General features: G+C 72.5%; 22 protein-coding genes. 14 read left to right on the plus strand and 8 right to left on the minus strand.

Translation table 11 applies throughout. From position 1 onward, the window contains the following. Positions 1-2 precede the first annotated feature (2 nt). The gene (gene upp, locus LB823_RS16970) at positions 3-632 is read left to right on the plus strand and encodes a uracil phosphoribosyltransferase (protein WP_224649098.1); all 630 of its coding nucleotides are present in this window, start codon (positions 3-5) and stop codon (positions 630-632) included. 19 nt (positions 633-651) lie between these two features. Here the strand turns inward: upp and LB823_RS16975 are convergent, their stop codons facing one another. Genes LB823_RS16975 through LB823_RS16985 form a run of 3 tightly spaced genes read right to left on the minus strand, consistent with a single transcriptional unit; the run spans position 652 to position 3,662 of the window. Next, positions 652-1,203, minus strand: a complete 552-nt coding sequence (locus tag LB823_RS16975) for a hypothetical protein (protein ID WP_224649100.1) — start codon at positions 1,201-1,203, stop codon at positions 652-654. Beyond that, positions 1,200-2,825, minus strand: a complete 1,626-nt coding sequence (locus LB823_RS16980) for a phospho-sugar mutase (protein WP_224649102.1) — start codon at positions 2,823-2,825, stop codon at positions 1,200-1,202. Before LB823_RS16980 ends, LB823_RS16975 begins: the two co-directional genes overlap by 4 nt. Then, positions 2,826-3,662: a purine-nucleoside phosphorylase gene (locus LB823_RS16985; RefSeq protein WP_224649104.1), complete on the minus strand. Its 837-nt coding sequence runs from the start codon at positions 3,660-3,662 to the stop codon at positions 2,826-2,828. It lies immediately after the preceding gene. Positions 3,663-3,694: 32 nt separating this feature from the next. Here LB823_RS16985 and LB823_RS16990 point away from each other — a divergent pair, with 32 nt between their 5' ends. The 3 genes from LB823_RS16990 to LB823_RS17000 are packed head-to-tail and all read left to right on the plus strand — an operon-like array spanning position 3,695 to position 6,815. Further along, positions 3,695-4,405 (plus strand): enoyl-CoA hydratase/isomerase family protein, encoded by a 711-nt coding sequence (locus LB823_RS16990; protein WP_224649106.1) that lies wholly within the window; start codon positions 3,695-3,697, stop codon positions 4,403-4,405. Positions 4,406-4,407: 2 nt separating this feature from the next. Next, positions 4,408-5,610, plus strand: coding sequence for an amidohydrolase (locus LB823_RS16995; RefSeq protein WP_374201343.1), 1,203 nt, complete (start codon positions 4,408-4,410; stop codon positions 5,608-5,610). Continuing rightward, positions 5,607-6,815, plus strand: coding sequence for an amidohydrolase (locus LB823_RS17000; protein ID WP_224649108.1), 1,209 nt, complete (start codon positions 5,607-5,609; stop codon positions 6,813-6,815). The genes LB823_RS16995 and LB823_RS17000 overlap by 4 nt, the downstream gene beginning before the upstream one ends. Before the next feature lie 188 nt (positions 6,816-7,003). Here the strand turns inward: LB823_RS17000 and LB823_RS17005 are convergent, their stop codons facing one another. Continuing rightward, positions 7,004-7,783: an SDR family oxidoreductase gene (locus tag LB823_RS17005; protein WP_224649110.1), complete on the minus strand. Its 780-nt coding sequence runs from the start codon at positions 7,781-7,783 to the stop codon at positions 7,004-7,006. Then, complete coding sequence (locus LB823_RS17010) at positions 7,773-8,783, minus strand: helix-turn-helix domain-containing protein (RefSeq protein WP_224649112.1); 1,011 nt, start codon at positions 8,781-8,783, stop codon at positions 7,773-7,775. Before LB823_RS17010 ends, LB823_RS17005 begins: the two co-directional genes overlap by 11 nt. A gap of 55 nt (positions 8,784-8,838) precedes the next feature. Here LB823_RS17010 and LB823_RS17015 point away from each other — a divergent pair, with 55 nt between their 5' ends. After that, positions 8,839-9,075 carry a hypothetical protein gene (locus LB823_RS17015; RefSeq protein ID WP_224649114.1) on the plus strand — a complete coding sequence of 79 codons (237 nt, stop codon included), beginning with the start codon at positions 8,839-8,841 and terminating at the stop codon, positions 9,073-9,075. Between the two features lie 6 nt (positions 9,076-9,081). On the opposite strand, the gene LB823_RS17020 is transcribed toward LB823_RS17015, so the two are convergent. Further along, on the minus strand, positions 9,082-9,576 hold the full coding sequence (locus LB823_RS17020; RefSeq protein WP_224649116.1) for a gamma-glutamylcyclotransferase: 495 nt from the start codon (positions 9,574-9,576) through the stop codon (positions 9,082-9,084). 90 nt (positions 9,577-9,666) lie between these two features. On the opposite strand from LB823_RS17020, the gene LB823_RS17025 reads away from it, so the two are divergent. The 3 genes from LB823_RS17025 to LB823_RS17035 all read left to right on the plus strand — a co-directional run bounded on the left by LB823_RS17025 (position 9,667) and on the right by LB823_RS17035 (position 12,745). Further along, complete coding sequence (locus tag LB823_RS17025; protein WP_224649118.1) at positions 9,667-11,070, plus strand: NAD(P)H-quinone dehydrogenase; 1,404 nt, start codon at positions 9,667-9,669, stop codon at positions 11,068-11,070. 11 nt (positions 11,071-11,081) lie between these two features. Further along, complete coding sequence (locus tag LB823_RS17030) at positions 11,082-11,936, plus strand: sigma-70 family RNA polymerase sigma factor (protein ID WP_224649120.1); 855 nt, start codon at positions 11,082-11,084, stop codon at positions 11,934-11,936. Positions 11,937-12,013: 77 nt separating this feature from the next. Continuing rightward, positions 12,014-12,745, plus strand: coding sequence for an SDR family oxidoreductase (locus tag LB823_RS17035; protein ID WP_224649122.1), 732 nt, complete (start codon positions 12,014-12,016; stop codon positions 12,743-12,745). Here the strand turns inward: LB823_RS17035 and LB823_RS17040 are convergent, their stop codons facing one another. Next, positions 12,746-13,288, minus strand: a complete 543-nt coding sequence (locus tag LB823_RS17040) for an AAA family ATPase (RefSeq protein WP_224649125.1) — start codon at positions 13,286-13,288, stop codon at positions 12,746-12,748. A 132-nt stretch (positions 13,289-13,420) separates the two neighbouring features. Between LB823_RS17040 and LB823_RS17045 the strand changes: the two genes are divergently transcribed. The 6 genes from LB823_RS17045 to LB823_RS17070 all read left to right on the plus strand — a co-directional run bounded on the left by LB823_RS17045 (position 13,421) and on the right by LB823_RS17070 (position 19,285). Next, positions 13,421-15,121, plus strand: coding sequence for a sodium:solute symporter family protein (locus LB823_RS17045; protein ID WP_224649127.1), 1,701 nt, complete (start codon positions 13,421-13,423; stop codon positions 15,119-15,121). 14 nt (positions 15,122-15,135) lie between these two features. Then, positions 15,136-15,435, plus strand: a complete 300-nt coding sequence (locus tag LB823_RS17050; RefSeq protein ID WP_224649129.1) for a hypothetical protein — start codon at positions 15,136-15,138, stop codon at positions 15,433-15,435. Then, positions 15,422-16,222 (plus strand): DeoR/GlpR family DNA-binding transcription regulator, encoded by an 801-nt coding sequence (locus LB823_RS17055; RefSeq protein WP_224649131.1) that lies wholly within the window; start codon positions 15,422-15,424, stop codon positions 16,220-16,222. Before LB823_RS17050 ends, LB823_RS17055 begins: the two co-directional genes overlap by 14 nt. Beyond that, positions 16,219-17,319: a galactose-1-phosphate uridylyltransferase gene (gene galT, locus LB823_RS17060; protein WP_224649133.1), complete on the plus strand. Its 1,101-nt coding sequence runs from the start codon at positions 16,219-16,221 to the stop codon at positions 17,317-17,319. The genes LB823_RS17055 and galT overlap by 4 nt, the downstream gene beginning before the upstream one ends. Beyond that, entirely contained in the window at positions 17,316-18,416 is a 1,101-nt protein-coding gene (locus tag LB823_RS17065; RefSeq protein WP_224649135.1) for a galactokinase, read from the plus strand. Before galT ends, LB823_RS17065 begins: the two co-directional genes overlap by 4 nt. Before the next feature lie 92 nt (positions 18,417-18,508). Continuing rightward, on the plus strand, positions 18,509-19,285 hold the full coding sequence (locus LB823_RS17070) for an aspartate/glutamate racemase family protein (RefSeq protein ID WP_224649138.1): 777 nt from the start codon (positions 18,509-18,511) through the stop codon (positions 19,283-19,285). A gap of 27 nt (positions 19,286-19,312) precedes the next feature. On the opposite strand, the gene LB823_RS17075 is transcribed toward LB823_RS17070, so the two are convergent. Further along, positions 19,313-19,785: 6-phosphofructokinase (locus LB823_RS17075; protein WP_224649141.1), on the minus strand; the 473-nt coding region annotated here is incomplete at its 5' end.

Here is a 19,785-nt window from a genome sequence, read left to right on the forward strand (position 1 = left end):
GCATGCAGATCACCGTGGTCGACCACCCCCTGGCCGCCGTCCGCCTCACCGCGCTCCGCGCGGAGGCCACCGACAACGCCTCCTTCCGCGCAGCGCTGAAGGAGCTCACCCAGATGCTGGTCTACGAGGCCATGCGCGACGCCGCCGTCGCCGCCGTCACGGTGACCACCCCGCTCGAGGACACCGACGGCGCCGCGCTCGCGAAGCCGCCGCTGCTGGTGCCGGTGCTGCGCGCTGGCCTCGGCATGGTCGACCAGGCGCACGCGATGCTGCCGGAGTCCCAGGTGGGCTTCGTCGGCATGGGCCGCAACGAGGAGACGCACGTCCCCGAGCCCTACTTCCAGTCGCTGCCCGCCGATCTCGCGGGGCGCCCCGTCTTCGTGCTCGACCCGATGCTCGCGACCGGCGGCTCGATGGTGGAGACGCTGAGCCTGCTCGCGCAGCGCGGCGCGACCGACGTGACCGCGGTGTGCGTCGTCGCCGCGCCCGAGGGCGTGCAGGCGCTCGCCGACTGCGGCCACCCCGTCCGCCTGGTCACCGCCACCGTCGACCGGGGGCTGAACGAGAACGCCTACATCGTGCCCGGACTCGGCGACGCCGGCGACCGCCAGTTCGGCCCGCGCTGGACCTGATCCACGGATCGGCGGGCGGCTACGGGGCCGCCCAGAATCCCGTCGCCGGCTCGGTGAACTCGCCCGACGGGGTGCTGATCACCAGGCCGGTGGGCGTGATGTTGATCGTCGCGTCCGGGGCGCGGGCGACCCAGCCGGGGCCCGCGGGCAGCACGCCCTCGATGCGCGTCCCGGTACCGGTGTCGATGCGCCAGCCCGCGTAGTACAGTGCGCCCGCGCGATCGCAGACGACGGCCTGCGAGGTGGCGGTGAGGACCATCATCCGGGCGGCGTCGCCGTCGGCGCAGCGCGCGGGGGTCCCCAGGAAGCCGAGGGCATCGGTCCCGGGGATCGACGGTGCGGGCGGCGCGGGTGTGCCCGGCTGCTCGGACGACGGTGCCGGGGCGGCCGACGCGGAGCTCGACGGCCCGGACGGCGGCGCGGCGGCCGTGGCCGGCTCCGTGGGTCGTTTGCCGCTGACGTAGGCGGTCGCGGCCGCCGCGGCGGCGACCACGATGAGCACCCCCACCACGACCGCCGCCGCGATCACCCGGCCGCGTGCGGGATCGGCCGGGCGCACTGGGCGGGTCACCCGAAGGCCGCCCACTTACGCACCGTGTCGGTCACCGCGGTGAGCCGCTGTCGGGCGCGCGCCTCGGCGCCGCTCGTGTCGCTGTCGATCGCCACCGGCTCGATCACCTCCAGGTAGAACTTCGCCTTCGGCTCGGTTCCGGAGGGCCGCACGGTGACCCGGACGCCGTCGCCGCGGAACACCAGCGCGTCCGTCGCGGGGCGGGCCGTCAGAAGATCCTCACAGCCGACGGCGGTGTTTGCAACCTCAACAGGGGGGTCGGCGCGCAGGGCGGCCATGATCGCGGCGATCCGCGCGACGTCGTCCACGCGCAGCGCGTACTGGCTCGACAGGTACACGCCGTGCCGGCGGTACAACGCGTCCAGCGCGTCCGGCAGTCCGCTGCCCTGCGCCTTCAGCGCGGCCGCGTAGCCGGCGGCGACGACCGCGGCGGAGATCCCGTCCTTGTCGCGCACCGTCGACGGGTCGACGCAGAGGCCGAGCGCCTCCTCGTACGCGAACACCAGGCCGTCGCCCGCCCGTACCAGGTTCTTGAACCCGGTCAGGGTCCGCGCGTACCGCGCGCCGCGGCTCTCGGCGATCGCGCCGAGGAGCTCGGAGCTGACGATCGTCGTCGCCACGAGGGGATCCGACGGTGCGCCGTCCAGCGGCGCGTCGAGCAGGTGGGCGCCGAGCAGCGAGCCGGACTCGTCGCCGGTGAGCATCCGCCAGCCGTCGGCGAAGCGGGCGCCCAGGGCGCACCGGTCCGCGTCGGGGTCGAGGGCGACCGCGAGGTCCGCATCCACCCGCTCCGCGAGGGCGAGCAGCAGGTCGGAGGCGCCCGGCTCCTCGGGGTTGGGGAAGGCCACCGTCGGGAACTCGCCATCCGGGGCGAACTGCTGCTCGACCACGTGCACGTCGTCGAAGCCGCTGCGGCGCAGGGCCTCCACCGCGACCTTCCCGCCCACGCCGTGCATCGGCGTCAGCGCGATCCGCAGCGGCACGGCGGGCGCCGGGCGCAGCGCGGAGACGCGGTCCAGGTACGCCGCGACCACCTCGGTCGCGCGGGGATCGGCGGGCACCGGCGTCCGCTCGATCTCCGTGGCGGGCGGCGCGGCGGCGATGAGCTTCTCGATCTCGGCGTCGGCGGGGGAGACCAGCTGGGCGCCGCCGTCGAGGTAGACCTTGTAGCCGTTGTCCGCGGGCGGGTTGTGCGAGGCCGTGATCTGCACGCCCGCGGCGGCGCCGAGCGCCTTGGTCGCGAACGAGACCCACGGTGTGGGGCCGGGTTCGGGCAGCGCCACCACGGCGAAGCCCTGCGCCGCGAGCACCTCGGTGGCCGCAGCGAAGAAGGCCTCCGAGCCGCGCCGCGCGTCGCGCCCGACGACGACGGTGCCGCCGCCCAGGCACTTCGTCTTCAGCCACTCGCCGAGGGCCCAGGTCGTGCGGGTCACCACCGCCACGTTCATGCCCGACGGTCCGCCGCGCACCGGGCCCCGCAGGCCCGCGGTGCCGAAGGACAGCGGGGCGGCGAAGCGCTCGGCGAGCTCGTCGCCGCTCAACGCCTCGAGTTCGGCGCGGGTCGCCGGGTCGGGATCGCCCTCGATCCAGGCGAGGGCCTCGGCCGCGAGCTCGGCGCTCATCTACATCGCCTCGATCACGTCGGCGAGGAGGCCGCCCATCCGCGCGGCGGCCTCGCGGCCGGCCTCGAGGACCTCCTCGTGGTTCAGCGGCTCGCCGGTGATGCCGGCGGCCAGGTTGGTGACGAGCGAGATCCCCAGCACCGCGGCGTCCTCCGCGCGGGCGGCGATCGTCTCGTGCACCGTCGACATGCCCACCAGGTCGGCGCCCAGCGTGCGCAGCATCCGGATCTCGGCCGGGGTCTCGTAGTGCGGGCCGGGGAGGCCGGCGTAGACGCCCTCTTTGAGCGAAGGGTCGACGGTGCGGGCCAGCGTGCGCAGTTGCGCCGAGTACGCGTCCACCAGGTTCACGAACTGCGCGCCCACGAGCGGCGAGCGGGCGGTGAGGTTCAGGTGGTCCTCGATCAGCACCGGTTCGCCGACGAACATGCCCTCGCGCAGGCCGCCCGCGGCGTTGGTGAGGATCACGGTCTTCGCCCCGGCCGCGCACGCGGTGCGCACCGGATGGACGACGCGCGAGAGGTCGTGGCCCTCGTAGGCGTGGGTCCGCCCGAGCAGCACCAGGACCCGCTTGCCGCCGACGACGACCGCCGAGGCCGTGCCCTTGTGGCCGGCCGCGCTGGGCGGCGCGAAGTGGGGCAGTTCGGCCATGGGGACGGATCCGACGGCGGCGCCGCGCGCGGTGAGCGCGTCGGCCGCGGGGGCCCAGCCGGAGCCGAGCACCACCGCCACGTCGAAGGGTTCACCGCCCGTCGCGGCGGTCAGTGCGGCGGCCGCCTCGCGGGCCGCAGCGGAGGGATCGTCGATACCGGAGTCACGTGCCGCGTGCAGTTGCGCCATGGCCCCAGATGCTAGCCGCTATCGTGATGCCCATGCCTTACGTCACGCGCACCGACGACGTCTTCACTCTGTTCCTGGGCGATGAGGGCGTCGAGCTCTCGGAGACCAACCCGGAGAACCGCTTCTCCCCGGACTGGGTCGACGCGGTGCACGCCCGCCTCGACGAGATCGAGGCCCAGGCGGCCGGTTCGCCCGCCGCACTGGTGGTCACCGCCACCGGCAAGTTCTTCTCCAACGGCCTCGACGTCATGTACATCCTGGCGAACGCCGGTGAGCTGCCGACCTACCTGGACCGCGTGCACACGGTCTTCAGCCGCCTGCTGACCTTCCCGATGACCACCGTCGCCGCGATCAACGGCCACGCCTTCGGCGCCGGGGCCATGCTGGCGCTGTCGTGCGACTTCGCCGTGATGCGCGACGACCGCGGCTTCTTCTGCCTCCCCGAGGTCAGCCTCAAGATGGGCTTCACCGTCGGCATGGCCAGCCTGCTGCGCTCCCGTCTGCCGTACCAGACGGCGGTCGAGGCGATGACCACCGGACGTCGCTACGGCGGCGCCGACGCCGTTGCTGCGGGCATCGTGCAGGCGGCGGTCTCGGAGGCCGAGCTGCTGCCGACCGCGACCGCCCGGGCGGCGGCGAACGCCGCCGCCGACGGCCCCACGCTGAACAAGATCAAGAACGATCTGCACACGCACCTCATCGCCGACCTCGCCGTTCCGACCACCGAAGTCAAGTTCGGCTGACGGTGACCGGTCGCGTCACCTCCGTCCTGGAGGCGCTCACCGGCACCGTCGACCGCGTGCGGGGCGACCTGGTCGCGGTCAGCCACGAGATCCACGCCCGGCCCGAGCTGGCCTTCGAGGAGCGATTCGCGTCGGCGCTGCTGGCCGACGCCCTCGCGGGGCACGGCTTCGCCGTCGAGCGCCGCGTCGCGGACCTCGATACCGCGTTCGTCGGACGGTCCGGCAGCGGGCCGCTGCGTGTCGCCATCTTCGCCGAGTACGACGCCCTGCCCGGCATCGGGCACGCCTGCGGGCACAACATCATCGCCGCGGCGGGGCTCGGCGCCGGCCTCGCGCTCGCGTCCGTCGCGGACGAGCTGGGCCTGACCGTCGAGGTCTACGGCACGCCCGCCGAGGAGTCCGGGGGCGGCAAGGTGCTCATGCTGCAGCGCGGCGCGTTCGACGGTGTCGCCTACGCGGGCATGGTGCACCCCGCCCCGTTCGACGTGGTGCGCACGCGCACCCTGGCGCTGGCCGACCTCGCGATCCGGTTCTCCGGCCGCGAGGCGCACGCCTCGGCGGCGCCGTGGGCCGGCCGGAACGCGGGCGACGCCGCGACGGTCGCGCAGGTCGCGCTGGGCCTGCTGCGGCAGCACCTGGAGCCGGGGCAGCAGTTGCACGGCATCGTCAGCGAGGGCGGGACCGCGCCCAACGTGGTGCCCGCCGCGTCCGAACTGCTCTACTACCTGCGCGCCGACGACGCGGAGTCGTTGGAGCGGCTCGCCGTCCGCGCGGGCGACTGCTTCGCCGCGGGCGCGCTGGCGGCCGGCTGCACGCACGAGGTCGGCGAGGTCTCGCCCGCCTACACCGAGCTGCGCAGCGACGACGCCCTCGCCGTCGCGTACCGCGCCGCGGCGGTCGCGATCGGCCGGGAACCGGTGGCTCCGGAGTTCGAGCGGCTGGTGCCGTTGGGGAGTACCGACATGGGCAATGTGAGCCACGCTGTACCGTCGATCCATCCGCTGATCGGCCTCGAGACCGACGGGGCCGTGACCCATCAGCCGGAGTTCACGGCCGCCGCCGCCACCGAATCCGCCGATCGGGCCGTGCGCGATGGTGCGCTGGCCCTGGCCGCAGCCTTCGCTGCGGTCGCAGAGGACGAGGACGAGCGCGCGCGGCTGCTGACCGGGGCCGGGCGACGCGGCAGCGATGGAGGCGGACGGTGAGCGGCACGGCGAGCGGAAGTGCGGGCGAGGATCTCTCGAGGGCCGCCTACGTCGACCAGTGGTTGCAGCGCAAGGGCGACTGGCTCCGCGAGTTCCGGCGCGACCTGCACGCCCACCCCGAGCTGTCCTGGCGCGAGCAGCGCACCACGAACGTCGTCTTCGAGGCGTTGACCGCCGCGGGCCTGCACCCCCGCAAGCTCTCGACCACCGGCCTGATCTGCGACCTCGGACCCGCCGGCGGGGAGCGCGTCGCCCTGCGCGCCGACATGGACGCGCTGCCGATCCACGAGGCCACCGGCCTCGACTTCCAATCCACGTCGGCTGGCGTCTCGCACGCGTGCGGTCATGACGCGCACACCTCGATCCTGCTGGGCACCGGCCTCGCCCTGGCCGAGCTGGACCGCGCGGGCCGGCTGCCAGTGGGCGTGCGCCTGATCTTCCAGCCCGCCGAGGAGGTCATGCCGGGCGGCGCGCTGTCCGCGGTGCGCGACGAGGTGATGCAGGGGGTCTCCCGCATCTACGCGCTGCACTGCGATCCCCGCGTCGAGGTGGGACGGATCGGCGTCCGCTCCGGCGCCATCACCTCCGCCGCCGACCACGTCGAGGTCATCCTGCACTCGCCCGGCGGGCACACCTCGCGGCCGCACCTGACCAGCGACCTGATCTACGCCATGGGCACCGTCATCACCGGGCTCCCCGGCGTGCTGTCGCGCCGCGTGGACCCCCGCTCCGGCACGATCATGGTGTGGGGCGCGGCGAACGCCGGATCCGCGCCGAACGCGATCCCACAGATCGGCGCACTGCACGGCACCGTCCGCACCGGCGAGCATCAGATCTGGGAGTCGCTGGAGCCGCTCGTGCGCGAGATCATCGCCGAGCTGCTCGCGCCGCTGCGGATCAAGCACGAGGTCAACTACACCCGCGGCGTCCCCCCGGTCATCAACGACCACTTGGCCGCCACCCGCCTCGCCGACGCCGCGCGCGCCGTCTCGCCCGACGGGGTGGTCGACACCCCGCAGTCCGGCGGCGGCGAGGACTTCTCCTGGTACCTGGAGGAGTCGCCCGGCGCGATGGCACGGCTGGGCGTCTGGTCCGGCGAGGGCCGCCAGTACGACCTGCACCAGCCCGATTTCGTGCTCGACGAGCGCGCACTCGAGATGGGCGTGAAGGTCTTCACGAACGTGGTCTTCGCCTCCGGTCGCTGATCGCGGTCGGCCCCGGCCACACCCGCGCCGGCGCGGGCCCGTCGTGGCGACGGCAGTGCGGCGAACGGACTCTCGAATTCTGTCCGGATCGGACAGGGTGTCCGGGACGGACAGAATCCGAGAGTCGTCGATGCGGCAATCCACTTCGTGGGCAGTCGTCGTTGAGTATTCGATGGACGACCTAGTTCTCAGGTGCGCCCGTCCAGGCCTCCGGAGACGTCGATCGAGGTGCCGGTCGTGTACGACGAACGGTCGGACAGCAGGAAGGCGATCGTGTCGCCGACCTCCTCGGGCCTGCCCATGCGCTGCAAGGGAATCGCCCTTCGCCGCGCTTCGTCTCGACACCAGTCGGCGTAGGCAGTCGTGGCACCGGACCGGGCGTACTTCTCCCGTTGCCGGGCGGTCTCGATGACGCCCACATTGACCACCACGACGCGGACGTCGTCGGGCGCGACCTCGGCGCTCAGCGTCGCCGCGTAGTTCGCCAAGGCGGCGCGGGCGGCGCCGACCGGTGCCAGCTCACGGCTCGGGTGGTGCGCGCTCACGCCGTTCACGAGCACTATCGCTCCCCGCGAGGCGACCAGGTGGGGGCGGGCGGCGCGCACGAGCGCGACGGCCGCGCCGACCTTGATGGCGAACTGCTCGACCCACACCTCTGGGCCCGCGCCGACGCCCGCCGTCACGCCGGTGCCCGCGTTGGCCACGACGCCGTGGACACCGCCGAAGGTGCGCACCGCGGAGTCGACGATCTCCTCGACATCCTCGGGCCGGCGGGCGTCGCCCGCCAGAAGGAGTAGCCGATCGCGCGGGGTCGCCGTGCCCGCGTAGGCGGCGGTGAGGCGATCGAGGTCGCGGGAGAATCCGCAGACCCGCGCATCCTCGCGTAGGAGTCGCTGTGCGGTGGCCAGTCCGATGCCGCTGCTCGCGCCCGACACGATGAACACCCGCTCGTGCAGGTCAAGGTCCATGCGGCCCTTCCCCTCTTCGATCGACGAGCGCGTCGCCGAGGGTGGTGCGGCGGTACAGGACCCGGCGTCCGTACCGCGAACTCTCGACGATCCCGCTGGCGCCCAGCACCTTCAGGCTCTGCGACACGGCCGACGGCGAGATCCCCAGTGCGGCGGCGAGATCGACCACGGCGGCGGGCTCGGCCAGCACCGCGAGGAGGTCCGCCTTCGCGGTGCCGATCAGCCTGCGGAGCGCGTCGTCGGCGACCGGTGGAACGGATTCCGCGAGCGTCGCCGAGCCCCGGGCGGGGTAGCCGATGTTCGGCGCGGTGCGGGTCGGATCGTGCGCGGTGGTGATCCTGGTGGTGAAGACGCTCGGCATCAGGGTCAGACCGAGACCGGGGGAGCGGACCTCGCCCGCGACCACTGAGCACGACATGTCCACGCTCAGCTCCCCGGTACGACGCCATTCCACGCGCGGGCTCAGTGATTCGAAGAGCCGGGTGGGCCCGCCGACGGCGAGCTCGCGGCCCCGGAAGACGACGTCGGACTCCAGGATCCGCTGCACCGCCGGCCACACGGGAGCGACGGCCGCGCGGTGGTAGGCGGCCAGGGCATCGGCGATGACCGGTGCGGGATCGTCCAGGGCGATCAGGCGCGCCAGGGGCCCTGACGGTGCCGCACCCTCCGCCAGTTCGACCAGCTCGGCGCGCGCCGTCCGCGCGTCCGTGCCACGGACCGCGTCGAGGTGCGCGTCGAACGTCGGCCGGACGTCGGCCTGCGCGGTCACCGGGGTGAGGAAGTCGGGGATCTGCTTGCCCGACGGCGAGACCAGCGCGTCGATCAGTTCGCGGTCGTACTCGCCCCGGCGGGCGTTCGCCTCGCATCGCCACCCCGTGAGGTGGTGCGCGGTGTCGTAGACCTTGTTCAGGTGGAACAGGCTCAGGACGGTCTCGTTGAGCGGCGACACCACGAAGCGGGCGTCGGCCAGATCGCCGACGTCCAACAGGTAGGTCAACATGTAGGCGCCACCTAATTCATTGGAACCCGCGACGGGGTTCGTGTGTGCTCGGGGTATGAGCGAATACCGAGAGCACTGGAACCTGACGGCGGATCCTCCGACGGCAGCAGTCTACGCCCGCATGGCGGACGCGCACGACCGTTCGGCGCTCGACCGGGAGCGGCGGAACCGGGTGGGGCGCACCGTCGCACCCGGACGACGGGGCCTGCGTCCCGGGCTGGCCCGGGCGCTGCGGCGGCTGGCGGCGGCGATCGAGCCGGCACCGTCCGGCTGCGGGCCCGAGGCCGCCTGAGCGGTTCTACTCCGGGCCGTCGGCGGAGGCGCCCGGGCCGGGGCCGACGTTGCGGGACTCGCGGGTGCGGATGTCGAGGACGTACTCCTCGGGGGCGCCGGCGATGTATGCGGCGTCGGCCATGACGCCCAGGTAGCGGGCCGACGGGAGGCCGCCCTCGAAGGCGTCGACCACGTACAGCCAGGCCAGGGTGGAGCCGCCGCCGGTGAGCTCGACGCGCACCTTGAGCTTGACGTGGATGCCGAGCTCCGAGCCCTCCCACCGGTCGAGGGAGACCTCGTCGTCGCTGGTCACGTCGTAGAGCACCACGAAGACCTTGGCGTCGGGATCCGACGGGTCCTCGGTGACGGTCGCGAGCGCGCCCTCCCACCCGATGTCCTCGCCCGAGAAGGTCAGGCGCCAGCCGTGCAACCACCCCGTACCGGACATCGGCGAGTGCGGGGCGCGCTCGGCCATCTGGTCGGGGTGCATGTTGGAGCCGTAGGCGGCGTAGATCGGCACAGGTCAGACTCTAGCGCGCCGGTCCGGGAGAACGTCGCTGGTGCGACGGTGCCCGCACGCGGCGTGGCCGCGGACGATAGCGTTGCAGCCATGACGAACATCGTGATCATCGGCGGCGGTCCGGCGGGGTACGAAGCAGCACTGGTGGCGGTGGCGCACGGCGGCGACGTCACGGTGATCGAGTCCGACGGGATCGGTGGGGCCTGCGTCCTGTACGACTGCGTCCCGTCGAAGACCTTCATCGCCTCGACCGGCATCCGCACCGAGACCCGGCGTGCCGTCGACCTGGGCATCGAGCTGCACTTCGAGCGCGTCGAGATCGACGTCGAGCGGATCAACGCGCGCGTCAAGGACCTGGCGACGGCGCAGTCGGCCGACATCCGCGCCCGCCTCGCGGGGGAGGGCGTGCGGATCATCCGCGGCCGCGCGACCCTCGCACCCACGGCGTCGGGCATGGCCCATCACGAGGTAAACGTCGTGACCCCGTCCGGCGGCGAGCAGTCCTTCGAGGCCGACGTGGTGCTCGTCGCCACGGGCGCCTCGCCCCGCGTGCTGGAGTCCGCGCAGCCCGACGGCGAGAAGATCCTCACCTGGCGGCAGCTGTACGACCTCGAGGAGCTCCCGACGCACCTCGTGGTCGTCGGCTCCGGCGTCACCGGCGCGGAGTTCGTGCACGCCTACACCGAGCTCGGCATCAAGGTCACCCTCGTCAGCTCCCGCGACCGCGTGCTCCCGCACGAGGACGAGGACGCCGCCCTGGTGCTGGAGGACGCGCTGCTCGACCGCGGCGTGTCGCTGGTCAAGCGCGCCTACGCCGACAAGGTGGAGCGCACGGAGACCGGCGTCGTCGTGCGCCTGACCGACGGCCGCACCGTCGAGGGCTCGCACTGCCTCATGACCGTCGGCTCGATTCCGAACACCGCGGGCATCGGCCTCGAGGACGTGGGCATCGAGCTGAACAAGGGCGGCTACATCCCCGTCGACCGGGTCTCGCGGACCAAGGTGCCCGGCATCTACGCCGCCGGCGACTGCACCGGCGTGCTGCCGCTGGCCTCCGTCGCCGCGATGCAGGGCCGCGTCGCGATGTACCACGCGCTCGGCGAGGGCGTCTCGCCCGTGAAGCTCAAGACCGTCTCGTCGGCGATCTTCACCCGCCCGGAGATCGCCACCGTCGGCGTCTCGCAGGCCGCGATCGACGACGGGACGTACCAGGCCCGCACCGTCATGCTGCCGCTCGCGACGAACCCGCGCGCCAAGATGTCGGGCCTGCGGCGCGGCTTCGTCAAGATCTTCTGCCGCCCCAACACGGGATTGGTCATCGGCGGAGTCGTGGTGGCGCCCAACGCCTCCGAACTGATCCTGCCGCTCACCGTCGCGGTGCAGAACGGCCTCACGGTCGACGACGTGGCGCAGACCTTCTCCGTGTATCCGTCGCTGTCCGGCTCGGTCACCGAGGCCGCCCGGCAATTGATGCGCCAGGACGACCTGGCCTAGCCGTTTCGGCGGTGAGCGATCGGGACGGCGTCTTCGAGGCGCTGCGGCCCCGCCTGTTCGGGGTGGCGTACCGGGTGCTCGCGTCCGCGCCCGACGCCGAGGACGTGGTGCAGGACGCGTGGCTGCGCTGGCGCGGCGCCGACGACGGTTCAGTCCGCGATCCCGAGGCGTTCCTGGTGGTGACGGTGACCCGCCTCGCGCTCAACCTGGCGCAGTCGGCGCGGGCGCGGCGCGAGCAGTACGTCGGGGAGTGGTTCCCGACGCCGGTCGACACGGCCGAGGACCCCGCGCTGGGAGCCGAGCGGGCGGAGGCCCTGGAGCTCGCCGTGGTGCACGTACTGCAGCGGCTCTCGCCCGAGGCGCGCGCCGCGTACGTACTCCGCGAGGACTTCGAGCACCCCTACCCGCGGATCGCGGAGATCCTCCAGATGCGGGAGCCCGCCGTGCGGAAGCTGGTCAGCCGCGCCCGCACCCAGGTCGCGGGGGAGCGGCGCACCACGGCCACCCGCGAGCGGGTCCGCGTGCTGCTCGACGCCTTCCTCGCCGCCGCGCACGCCGGCGACGTCGCGGGGCTCGAGGCCGTGCTCGTGGCCGACGTGGTCAGCGAGACCGACGGCGGCGGCGCGCGTCGGGCCGGGCGTCGCCCGGTGGTCGGGGACAACGCCGTGGCGCGCTTCGTCGCAGGCTTCTCCGTGCGCTTCATGTCCGACGCGTCCGCGCGGATCGTCGAGGTCAACGGCCTGCCGGGCGCGGTCTTCAGCGTCGACGGTGCGCCCGTGGCGCTGCTCTGCCCGACGGCCTCGGACGCCGGCCTGACGCGCCTGATGTGGGTCATGAACCCCGAGAAGCTGGCCGATTTCGCCTGACGGTCACAGATCGCCGCGCCGTTCGGTCCTTGGTGTGGAGGCCCGAACGGTTCGGGCCGGATCGAGAGGACGAGGACATGGCGACGTTCGTGGTGATCGGCGGTACCGGGCTGATCGGGTCGAAGGTGGTGGCGGGACTGGCCGCGGCGGGGCACGAGGCCGTCGCGGGCGCCCCGAGCACCGGCGTGAACGCGGTGACCGGCGAGGGACTGGCTGCGGCGCTCGCGGGCGCCGACGGCGTCGTGGACGTCGCGAACTCACCGTCGTTCGAGGACGCGGCCGTGCTGGAGTTCTTCACCGGTGCCACGACGAACCTCCTCGCCGCGGCGCGAGCGGCCGGAGTCGGCCACTACGTGGCGCTGTCGGTCGTGGGCACCGAGCGGCTCGAGGAGAGCGGCTACTTCCGCGGGAAGATCGCGCAGGAGGAGCTGATCGAGGCCGGCGACATGCCGTTCACGATCGTCCGGGCCACGCAGTTCTTCGAGTTCGTCCCGGGTATCGCCGCCGCTTCGGAGGTCGACGGGGTCGTCCGCCTGCCGGGCGCGAACATCCAGCCGATCTCGTCCGACGACGTGGCCGCGGCCGTCGTGCGCGCCGCGCTCGGGGCGCCGGCCGGCGGCCGTACCGAGGTCGCGGGTCCGGACGTCTTCGCCCTCGACGAGCTCGTCCGCAGGGCGCTCGCCCAGGCGGGCGACGCGCGCGCCGTCGTCCGCGACCCCGACGCCGCGTACTTCGGCGCGCACCTGCAGGCCGACACGCTGCTGCCGGGTCCGGGTGCGGAGATCGCGGCGACGCGGTTCTTCGCCTGATCAGATCGAGGGTGCGGCGTCGAGGAGCCGGGCGAGGCGATCCTCGGGCGACCCGGCGAGTTCGACGATGCGGGCGCCGCCGGTGAGGGCGGGGTCGTCGGCGAGGTCGAGCAGCGCGGCGTCGGTCGCGCGGCGCAGCTCGGGATCCTCGTCGTCACCGACCTCGATCGGGTCGCGATGGTGCAACGGCAGGAGGACGAGGAGGCCCACCGCGGCCATCGCCCGCGCGGTGATGGCGGCGCCGCGGTCGAGCAGGCCCGGCGACCGCGTCGGGCGCCCGAGGTCGTCGAGCGCCCGCAGGTAGGCCAGCAGGTCGAGCGGCCCGCGCTCGGCGATGACGCGGTCGCCGGGACGACGTCCGCGCAGGCGTGCGGCGGCCAGGACGAGCTGGGAGTAGAACGTTCCGGCATCGAGGTCGAGCGCCGACTCCTCGAGCTCCTCGAACGGGTCGGGGAGCACCTCGTACCCGGGGCGCACGGCGGCGAAGTCCGTGATCAGAGTGCTTTTCCCACTCGCGTGGGTGCCGGAGACGACGATGCGCATGTCCGGAGGGTATCGCGCGCCCGACCACGTGCCCCGATCGATTTCGCACGCATAATCACAGAAACACTCAGCCCAGATGTGCGTCTCTGTTAAATTTCGTGAGAATTCGTTCCCTGACCCCCTGGAGGCGCGATGCTCCTCGCCGACAACGCACTCCGACTCAACGTCGGACTGCTCGACTACACGCTGGTCGCGATCTATTTCGTGTTCGTCCTGGGCATCGGGTACCTGGCCCGTACGCAGGTCGCTTCCAGCCTCGACTTCTTCCTCTCGGGCAGGCGGCTCCCGGCCTGGGTGACCGGCGTCGCCTTCGTCTCCGCGAACCTCGGCGCCGTCGAGATCATGGGCATGTCGGCCACCGGCGCCCAGATCGGCATGTCGACCTTCCACTACTACTGGATCGGCGCCGTCCCGGCGATGGTCTTCCTCGGCATCGTGATGATGCCGTTCTACTACGGCTCGAAGGTGCGCAGCGTCCCCGAGTTCATGCGCAAGCGCTTCGGCACCGGCGCACACCTCGTGAACTCGCTGAGCTTCGCCGTCGCCCAGGTGCTCATCGCCGGCGTCAACCTGTTCCTGCTCGGCACCGTGATCAACGTGGTGCTCGGCTGGCCGCACTGGGTCTCGCTCCTCGTCGCCGCGGCGGTGGTGCTCACCTACACCGTGCTCGGCGGCCTCTCCGCCGCGATCTACAACGAGGTCCTGCAGTTCTTCGTGATCCTCGCGGCGCTGGTGCCGCTCACCGTGATCGGCCTGATCAAGATCGGCGGCTGGAGCGGCCTCAAGGAGAAGGTGATCGAGACCCGCTCCGACAAGGGCGTCACCGCCACCGTCTCCGATCAGCTGCACACCTGGCCCGGACAGGCGCTCAGCGGTTTCGAGTCGCCGGTCTGGTCCGTCGTCGGCATCGTCTTCGGCCTCGGCTTCGTGCTCTCCTTCGGCTACTGGACCACGAACTTCGTCGAGGTGCAGCGCGCCATGGCCTCGGACTCGATGTCGGCGGCGCGGCGCGCGCCCATCATCGGCGCGATCCCGAAGATGTTCATCCCCTTCGTGGTCGTGGTGCCGGGCATGATCTGCGCCGCGGCGATCGGCGACATGATCAACCTCAAGAACAACGGCGCGCCGGACGGTGTCACCTACAACGACGCGTTGCTGCTCATGATGCGCGACATCCTGCCCAACGGTCTGCTGGGCGTGGCCGTCGCCGGCCTGATCGCGTCGTTCATGGCGGGCATGGCGGCCAACGTCTCCGCGTTCAACACCGTGTTCAGCTACGACCTGTGGCAGCAGTACGTGGTCAAGGACCGCGAGGATTCCTACTACATCCGCGTCGGCCAGGTCGCGACGGTCATCGCGGTGTTCCTCGCGATCGGCACGGCGACGATCGCCGCCGGCTACTCCAACCTCATGGACTACCTGCAGACGCTGTTCGGCTTCTTCAACGCGCCGCTGTTCGCGACGTTCCTGCTCGGCATGTTCTGGAAGCGGATGACGCCCACCGCCGGCTGGGTGGGCCTCGTCTCCGGCACGCTGGCCGCGATCGGCGTCTTCATCCTGCAGAAGACCGGCGTGATCGACCTGCCCGGCCAGGGCATGGCCTTCGTCGCCGCATCGGCGGCCTTCGTGGTCGATATCGTGGTCTCCGTGCTGGTCTCCGCCGTGACGAAACCGAAGCCCGAATCCGAGCTCGCGGGCTACGTCTATTCGCTCACCGACAAGGCCACCCTGCGGGGCGAGGACGACGGCGCCGCGCCCTGGTACTCACGCCCCGTGCCCCTGGGTGCCGCGGTGCTCTCCACGACCGTCGTACTCGGCCTGATCTTCCACTGACGAGGAGCTGAACCATGACCAACGACAACGGAACCGCGTCCGCTCCGGCGAAGAAGTCCACGAAGCTGGCGCTCCTGTCCGACATCCGCACCGTCATCGCGGCCCTGCTCGGGATCTACGGCGTCCTGCTCCTGATCGCAGGCCTCGTGCCGTCGTTCGCCGAGCTGGGTGCCCGCGAGTTCGCGCACACGCCCGACCGCGTCGACATGGCGGCGGGCAGCGCCGCGAACCTCTGGGTGGGCGGTGCCCTCGTCCTCGTCGCCATCGCCTTCGAGGCGTGGGCAGTGATGGGCGTGGGGCGTGCTCGCAGCTGACCGACGCCGGATGATCCTCGAGGCGGCGGCCGCCCACGGCTCCGTCCGGGTGATCGACCTCGCGGCCGAGCTCGGCGTCTCCGAGATGACGATCCGCCGCGACCTCGACCGGCTCGACGAGGCCGGCGAGCTCGCCAAGGTGCACGGCGGGGCGGTCCTGCCCGGCGCCCGGGCCGGACGGGGCGTGGAGCCGCGGTCCGCGCAGAAGGCCGTCCGCGACACCGCGGAGAAGCGCGCCATCGCGGCGGCCGCGGCAGCTCTCGTCGAGGACGGGATGACGGCGGCGGTCGGCGCCGGGACGACCACCCTGGAGCTCGCCCGGCTGCTGCGCGGCCGCCGCGTCGCGGTGGTGACCAACTCGATCTCGATCTTCCACGTGCTCACCGACCCCGACGACGCCGGGGCCGACCCGACCGGGGCGGCGGACGTGCAGCTGACGGGCGGGCAACGCACCCCGTCGGACGCGCTGGTGGGGCCCGTGGCGAACGCCATGCTGGAGCGCGTGCGCTGCGACCTCGCCTTCCTCGGCTGCCACGGGATCGATCCCGCGGCCGGGTTCACCTCGCCCAACATCGGTGAGGCCGAGACGAACCGGCGCCTCATCGGCAGCGCCCGGTCCACCGTGCTCCTCGCCGACCACACCAAGTACGGCGAGATCGGCGCCCACCTGTTCGCGCGCTTCGCCGACGCGGACGCGCTGATCGTCGACGACGGCCTGGGCGTCGCCGCCCGCGAGGCGCTCGCCGCCGCCGTCCCGCTCACCGTCGCACCGGGAGGCGCCCCATGACCCGCGAGATCGTCGCCCCCACCGCGTCCCGCCTCGCCGACGGCCGCGAGATCCTCTTCTTCTCGTCCGACGGTGCGCCGTCGATCGGTGTGGACCGACGGGACCTGCCCGCACGCCCGACGGTGCCTGTGACCACCGTGCGCCGCGACCCGACGACCGGCGACAACGTCATCATCGCGCCGGCCAGGCAGGAGCGCACGTATAAGCCGCCGCGGGCCATGTGTCCGCTCGACCCCGATCCCACGGGGCTGTCGAGCGAGATCCCCGCGGCGGACTACGAGGTGGTGGTCTTCGAGAACCGCTTCCCCTCCCTCTCTGCGCCCGACGGCTACGCGGCGGACCAGCCGGCGGAGGTGGACCTGCTGCGAGCGGAGTGGCCGGGGCTGGGCCGGTGCGAGGTGGTCTGCTTCACCAGCGATCACGACGGTTCCTTCGCCGGCCTCTCGCAGCGGCGGGCACGGCTGGTGATCGACGCGTGGAGTCACCGCACCGCGGAACTGCTGGCGCGCAGCGACATCGAGGAGGTGTACTGCTTCGAGAACCGCGGCGAGGAGATCGGCGTGACGCTCACGCACCCGCACGGCCAGATCTACGGCTATCCCTTCCGCACCCGCCGGACCGCCGCGTTGCTGCGCACCGCCGCACAGTACCGGGCCGACCACGGCGCCGACCTCTTCGAAGGGGTGCTCGCCGACGAGATCGCCGACGGAACCCGGATCCTCGTCCGCACCGAATACGTGACCGCCTTCGTGCCCTACGCCGCGAAATGGCCGGTCGAGGCGCACGTCTACCCGAATCGGCACGTTCGCAACCTGTCCGATCTCACCGACGCCGAGGCCGACGACCTGGCCGCGGTCTACCTGGTGCTGCTCCGCGCCTTCGACGCGCTCTACGACGCGCCCCTGCCGTACATCGCCTCGTGGCACCAGTACCGATCCGATTCCGCCGAGGGCTACCTGCACGCCGAGCTGTTCTCCATCCGCCGCAGCGCGGACAAGCTCAAGTACCTGGCGGGCTCGGAGTCCGGCCGCGATGCCTTCGTCACGGACAAGACGCCGGAGGCCATCGCCGACGAGCTGCGCCGGGTGATCGGATGACGGTGCGCGCGTACGCCCCCGGGCGGGTGAACCTGATCGGGGAGCACACGGACTACAACGACGGCTTCGCGCTGCCCATCGCGCTGCAGGTCGGGACGGTGGCCGAGTTCGATCCGGCTTCGGGCGGTTCCACGATCGACGTCACCTCCGCCCAGGAGGACGGCGCCGTCGCGGTCCCGCTGGACACCCGCCCGGGCGGGGTGCGGGGCTGGGCCGGGTACGTCGCGGGGTGCGTGTGGGCGCTCCGCGAGCACGGCGTCGACGTCCCCGCCGGCACGCTCCGGCTTCGTTCGGACGTGCCGGTGGGGGCGGGACTCTCGTCCTCCGCGGCCCTCGAGTGCGCCGTGCTGCCGGCGCTGGTCGTGGCCGCCGGGGCGGATGCGATGGACCGCACCGTCGTGGCCCGGCTCGCGCAGCGTGCCGAGAACGACTACGTGGGCGCGCCCACCGGCCTGCTCGACCAGATGAGCAGCATGTACGGTGCGGAGGACACCGCCCTGCTGCTCGACTTCCGCACGCTGGCCGTGGATCCCGTTCCCCTGCGCCTCGACCACGACGTGTTGCTCGCCATCGACTCCCGCACGCCGCATCAGCACGCGGCGGGGGAGTACCGGCGACGGCGCGAGGCGTGTGAGGCCGCCGCAGCGCGGCTCGGTGTCGCTGCCCTACGCGATGCCGCGGAGGACGCCTGGAAGTCGCTGGAGGACAGGGAGACCCGTCGCTGCGCCCGGCACGTGCTCACCGAGAACCGACGCGTGCTCGACGCCGCGGCCGCGCTACGGCGCGCGGACCATGCCGCCTTCGGCGCGCTGATGACCGCCTCGCAGTCGTCGATGCGCGACGACTTCGCGATCACCGTCCCCGCGATCGACCTCATCGCCGACACCGCGGTCGAGCTCGGGGCGTACGGCGCCCGGATGACGGGCGGCGGCTTCGGCGGCACCGTCATCGCCCTGGCGCCCGCGGCCGCGGCCGAACGGATCGCAGACGCATTGCCGTCGAGAATCGCGGGGGCGGGTCACCCCGTCCCCATCGTCACGGCTGTCCGTCCGGGGCGCGGTGCGCATCTCCTTCCGGATGTGCGATCGCGACGGTAACGCGCGTTCGTCGGACTCGCCGCGATCCGGAGCGTACATTCCGCATAACGGAATTTGATGCTCGGCGCGACGCCGGCGGGAAGAGGTGCGGCATGGCGGTGCGGAACGGTGCGTTCGCGGCGGGGATCCTCGCGGTGACGCTGGCTGTCACGGGCTGCGGGAGCGGCGGCGACGGCGCGATGCCGAGCTCGTCGGCGGCACCCGCGCCGACCAGGACGATCGTGCTCATCAATCCGAACTCCAGCGCGAGCGCGACCGCCTCGATGGTCGAGCTCGCGACGGAGCACGCGCGCGGCGCCGCGAGGATCGTCGGGGTCACCAACGACGGGGCCCCGGCGCTGCTGACCACGCAGCAGGACATGGCGACGGCGGCGCGGGGCGTGGTCGAGCGCGGCGTCGCCGCGGCGAAGGAGCCGGGCGTCGCCGCGATCATCGTCTCGGCGTTCAGCGACCCCGGGCTCGCCGACCTGGACGCGGCGGTCTCGGTCCCCGTCTTCGGGATCGGCACCGAGGCCTTCCGGGAGGCGGGTCGGGGCGGCCGCGCCTTCGGCATCGCGACCGTGACGTCGGATCCTGCACTGGTGGAGTCCTTCCGGCAGAAGGCGGCCGAGCTCGGGCTCCTGGCGCAGTACCGCGGCGTCCGCGTCACCCCCGGCGATGCGACGGAGCTCGTGAAGTCGCCGGACGCCCTCGACGTGGCGCTGCGCGAGGCCGTACGGCAGTCGGTGGATCAGGACGGTGCCCGTGCGGTGATCATGGGCGGCGGGCCGCTGTCGCCGTCCGCCCTGCGGCTGCAGCCGCAGTTCGACGTGCCGCTGGTCGTCGCCGTCAACGCCGCGGTCTCCAGCGCGCTCAAGGCCGTGGGCTGAGTCCGGCGGTGCCGCCGGAGGATCGGTTCAGCCGAAGAATTCGGCGGCGTCGTCGTAGCGGTCGCGGGGGACGCGTTTGAGTTGTTTGACTGCTTCGGCGAGGGGGACGAGGCCGATCTGGGTGCCCCGCAACGAGACCATCTGTCCGGTTTTGCCGGCGTGGGCGGCGTCGGCGGCGTTGACGCCGTAGCGGGTGGCGAGGACCCGGTCGGCGGGGGTGGGGGTGCCGCCGCGTTGGACGTGGCCGAGGACGGTGGTGCGGACTTCTTTGTTGATGCGTTTTTCGATCTCGACGCCGAGTTGGTGGGCGACGCCGGTGAACCGTTCGTGGCCGAATTCGTCGGTGCCGCCGACCCGCAGTTCCATGGTGCCGTCGGCGGGTTTGGCGCCTTCGGCGACGACGACGATGAAGCTGGCGTGGCCGCGTTGGAAGCGGCGTTTGATCATGGTGCACAGTTCTTCGACGTCGAAGGGCACTTCGGGGATGAGGACGGCGTGGG

Origin of the sequence: Tsukamurella sp. M9C (assembly GCF_020169415.1) — a bacterium.
Taxonomy (GTDB): Bacteria; Actinomycetota; Actinomycetes; order Mycobacteriales; family Mycobacteriaceae; genus Tsukamurella.

Excerpts from the sequence above, each read along its gene's own strand:
- upp (WP_224649098.1), top strand. The coding sequence starts at position 3 with ATGCAGATCACCGTGGTCGACCACCCCCTGGCCGCCGTCCGCCTCACC.
- LB823_RS16980 (WP_224649102.1), bottom strand. The coding sequence starts at position 2,825 with ATGAGCGCCGAGCTCGCGGCCGAGGCCCTCGCCTGGATCGAGGGCGAT.
- LB823_RS16985 (WP_224649104.1), bottom strand. The coding sequence starts at position 3,662 with ATGGCGCAACTGCACGCGGCACGTGACTCCGGTATCGACGATCCCTCC.
- LB823_RS16990 (WP_224649106.1), top strand. The coding sequence starts at position 3,695 with ATGCCTTACGTCACGCGCACCGACGACGTCTTCACTCTGTTCCTGGGC.
- LB823_RS17005 (WP_224649110.1), bottom strand. The coding sequence starts at position 7,783 with ATGGACCTTGACCTGCACGAGCGGGTGTTCATCGTGTCGGGCGCGAGC.
- LB823_RS17010 (WP_224649112.1), bottom strand. The coding sequence starts at position 8,783 with ATGTTGACCTACCTGTTGGACGTCGGCGATCTGGCCGACGCCCGCTTC.
- LB823_RS17015 (WP_224649114.1), top strand. The coding sequence starts at position 8,839 with ATGAGCGAATACCGAGAGCACTGGAACCTGACGGCGGATCCTCCGACG.
- LB823_RS17025 (WP_224649118.1), top strand. The coding sequence starts at position 9,667 with ATGACGAACATCGTGATCATCGGCGGCGGTCCGGCGGGGTACGAAGCA.
- LB823_RS17035 (WP_224649122.1), top strand. The coding sequence starts at position 12,014 with ATGGCGACGTTCGTGGTGATCGGCGGTACCGGGCTGATCGGGTCGAAG.
- LB823_RS17040 (WP_224649125.1), bottom strand. The coding sequence starts at position 13,288 with ATGCGCATCGTCGTCTCCGGCACCCACGCGAGTGGGAAAAGCACTCTG.
- LB823_RS17045 (WP_224649127.1), top strand. The coding sequence starts at position 13,421 with ATGCTCCTCGCCGACAACGCACTCCGACTCAACGTCGGACTGCTCGAC.
- LB823_RS17050 (WP_224649129.1), top strand. The coding sequence starts at position 15,136 with ATGACCAACGACAACGGAACCGCGTCCGCTCCGGCGAAGAAGTCCACG.
- galT (WP_224649133.1), top strand. The coding sequence starts at position 16,219 with ATGACCCGCGAGATCGTCGCCCCCACCGCGTCCCGCCTCGCCGACGGC.
- LB823_RS17065 (WP_224649135.1), top strand. The coding sequence starts at position 17,316 with ATGACGGTGCGCGCGTACGCCCCCGGGCGGGTGAACCTGATCGGGGAG.
- LB823_RS17070 (WP_224649138.1), top strand. The coding sequence starts at position 18,509 with ATGGCGGTGCGGAACGGTGCGTTCGCGGCGGGGATCCTCGCGGTGACG.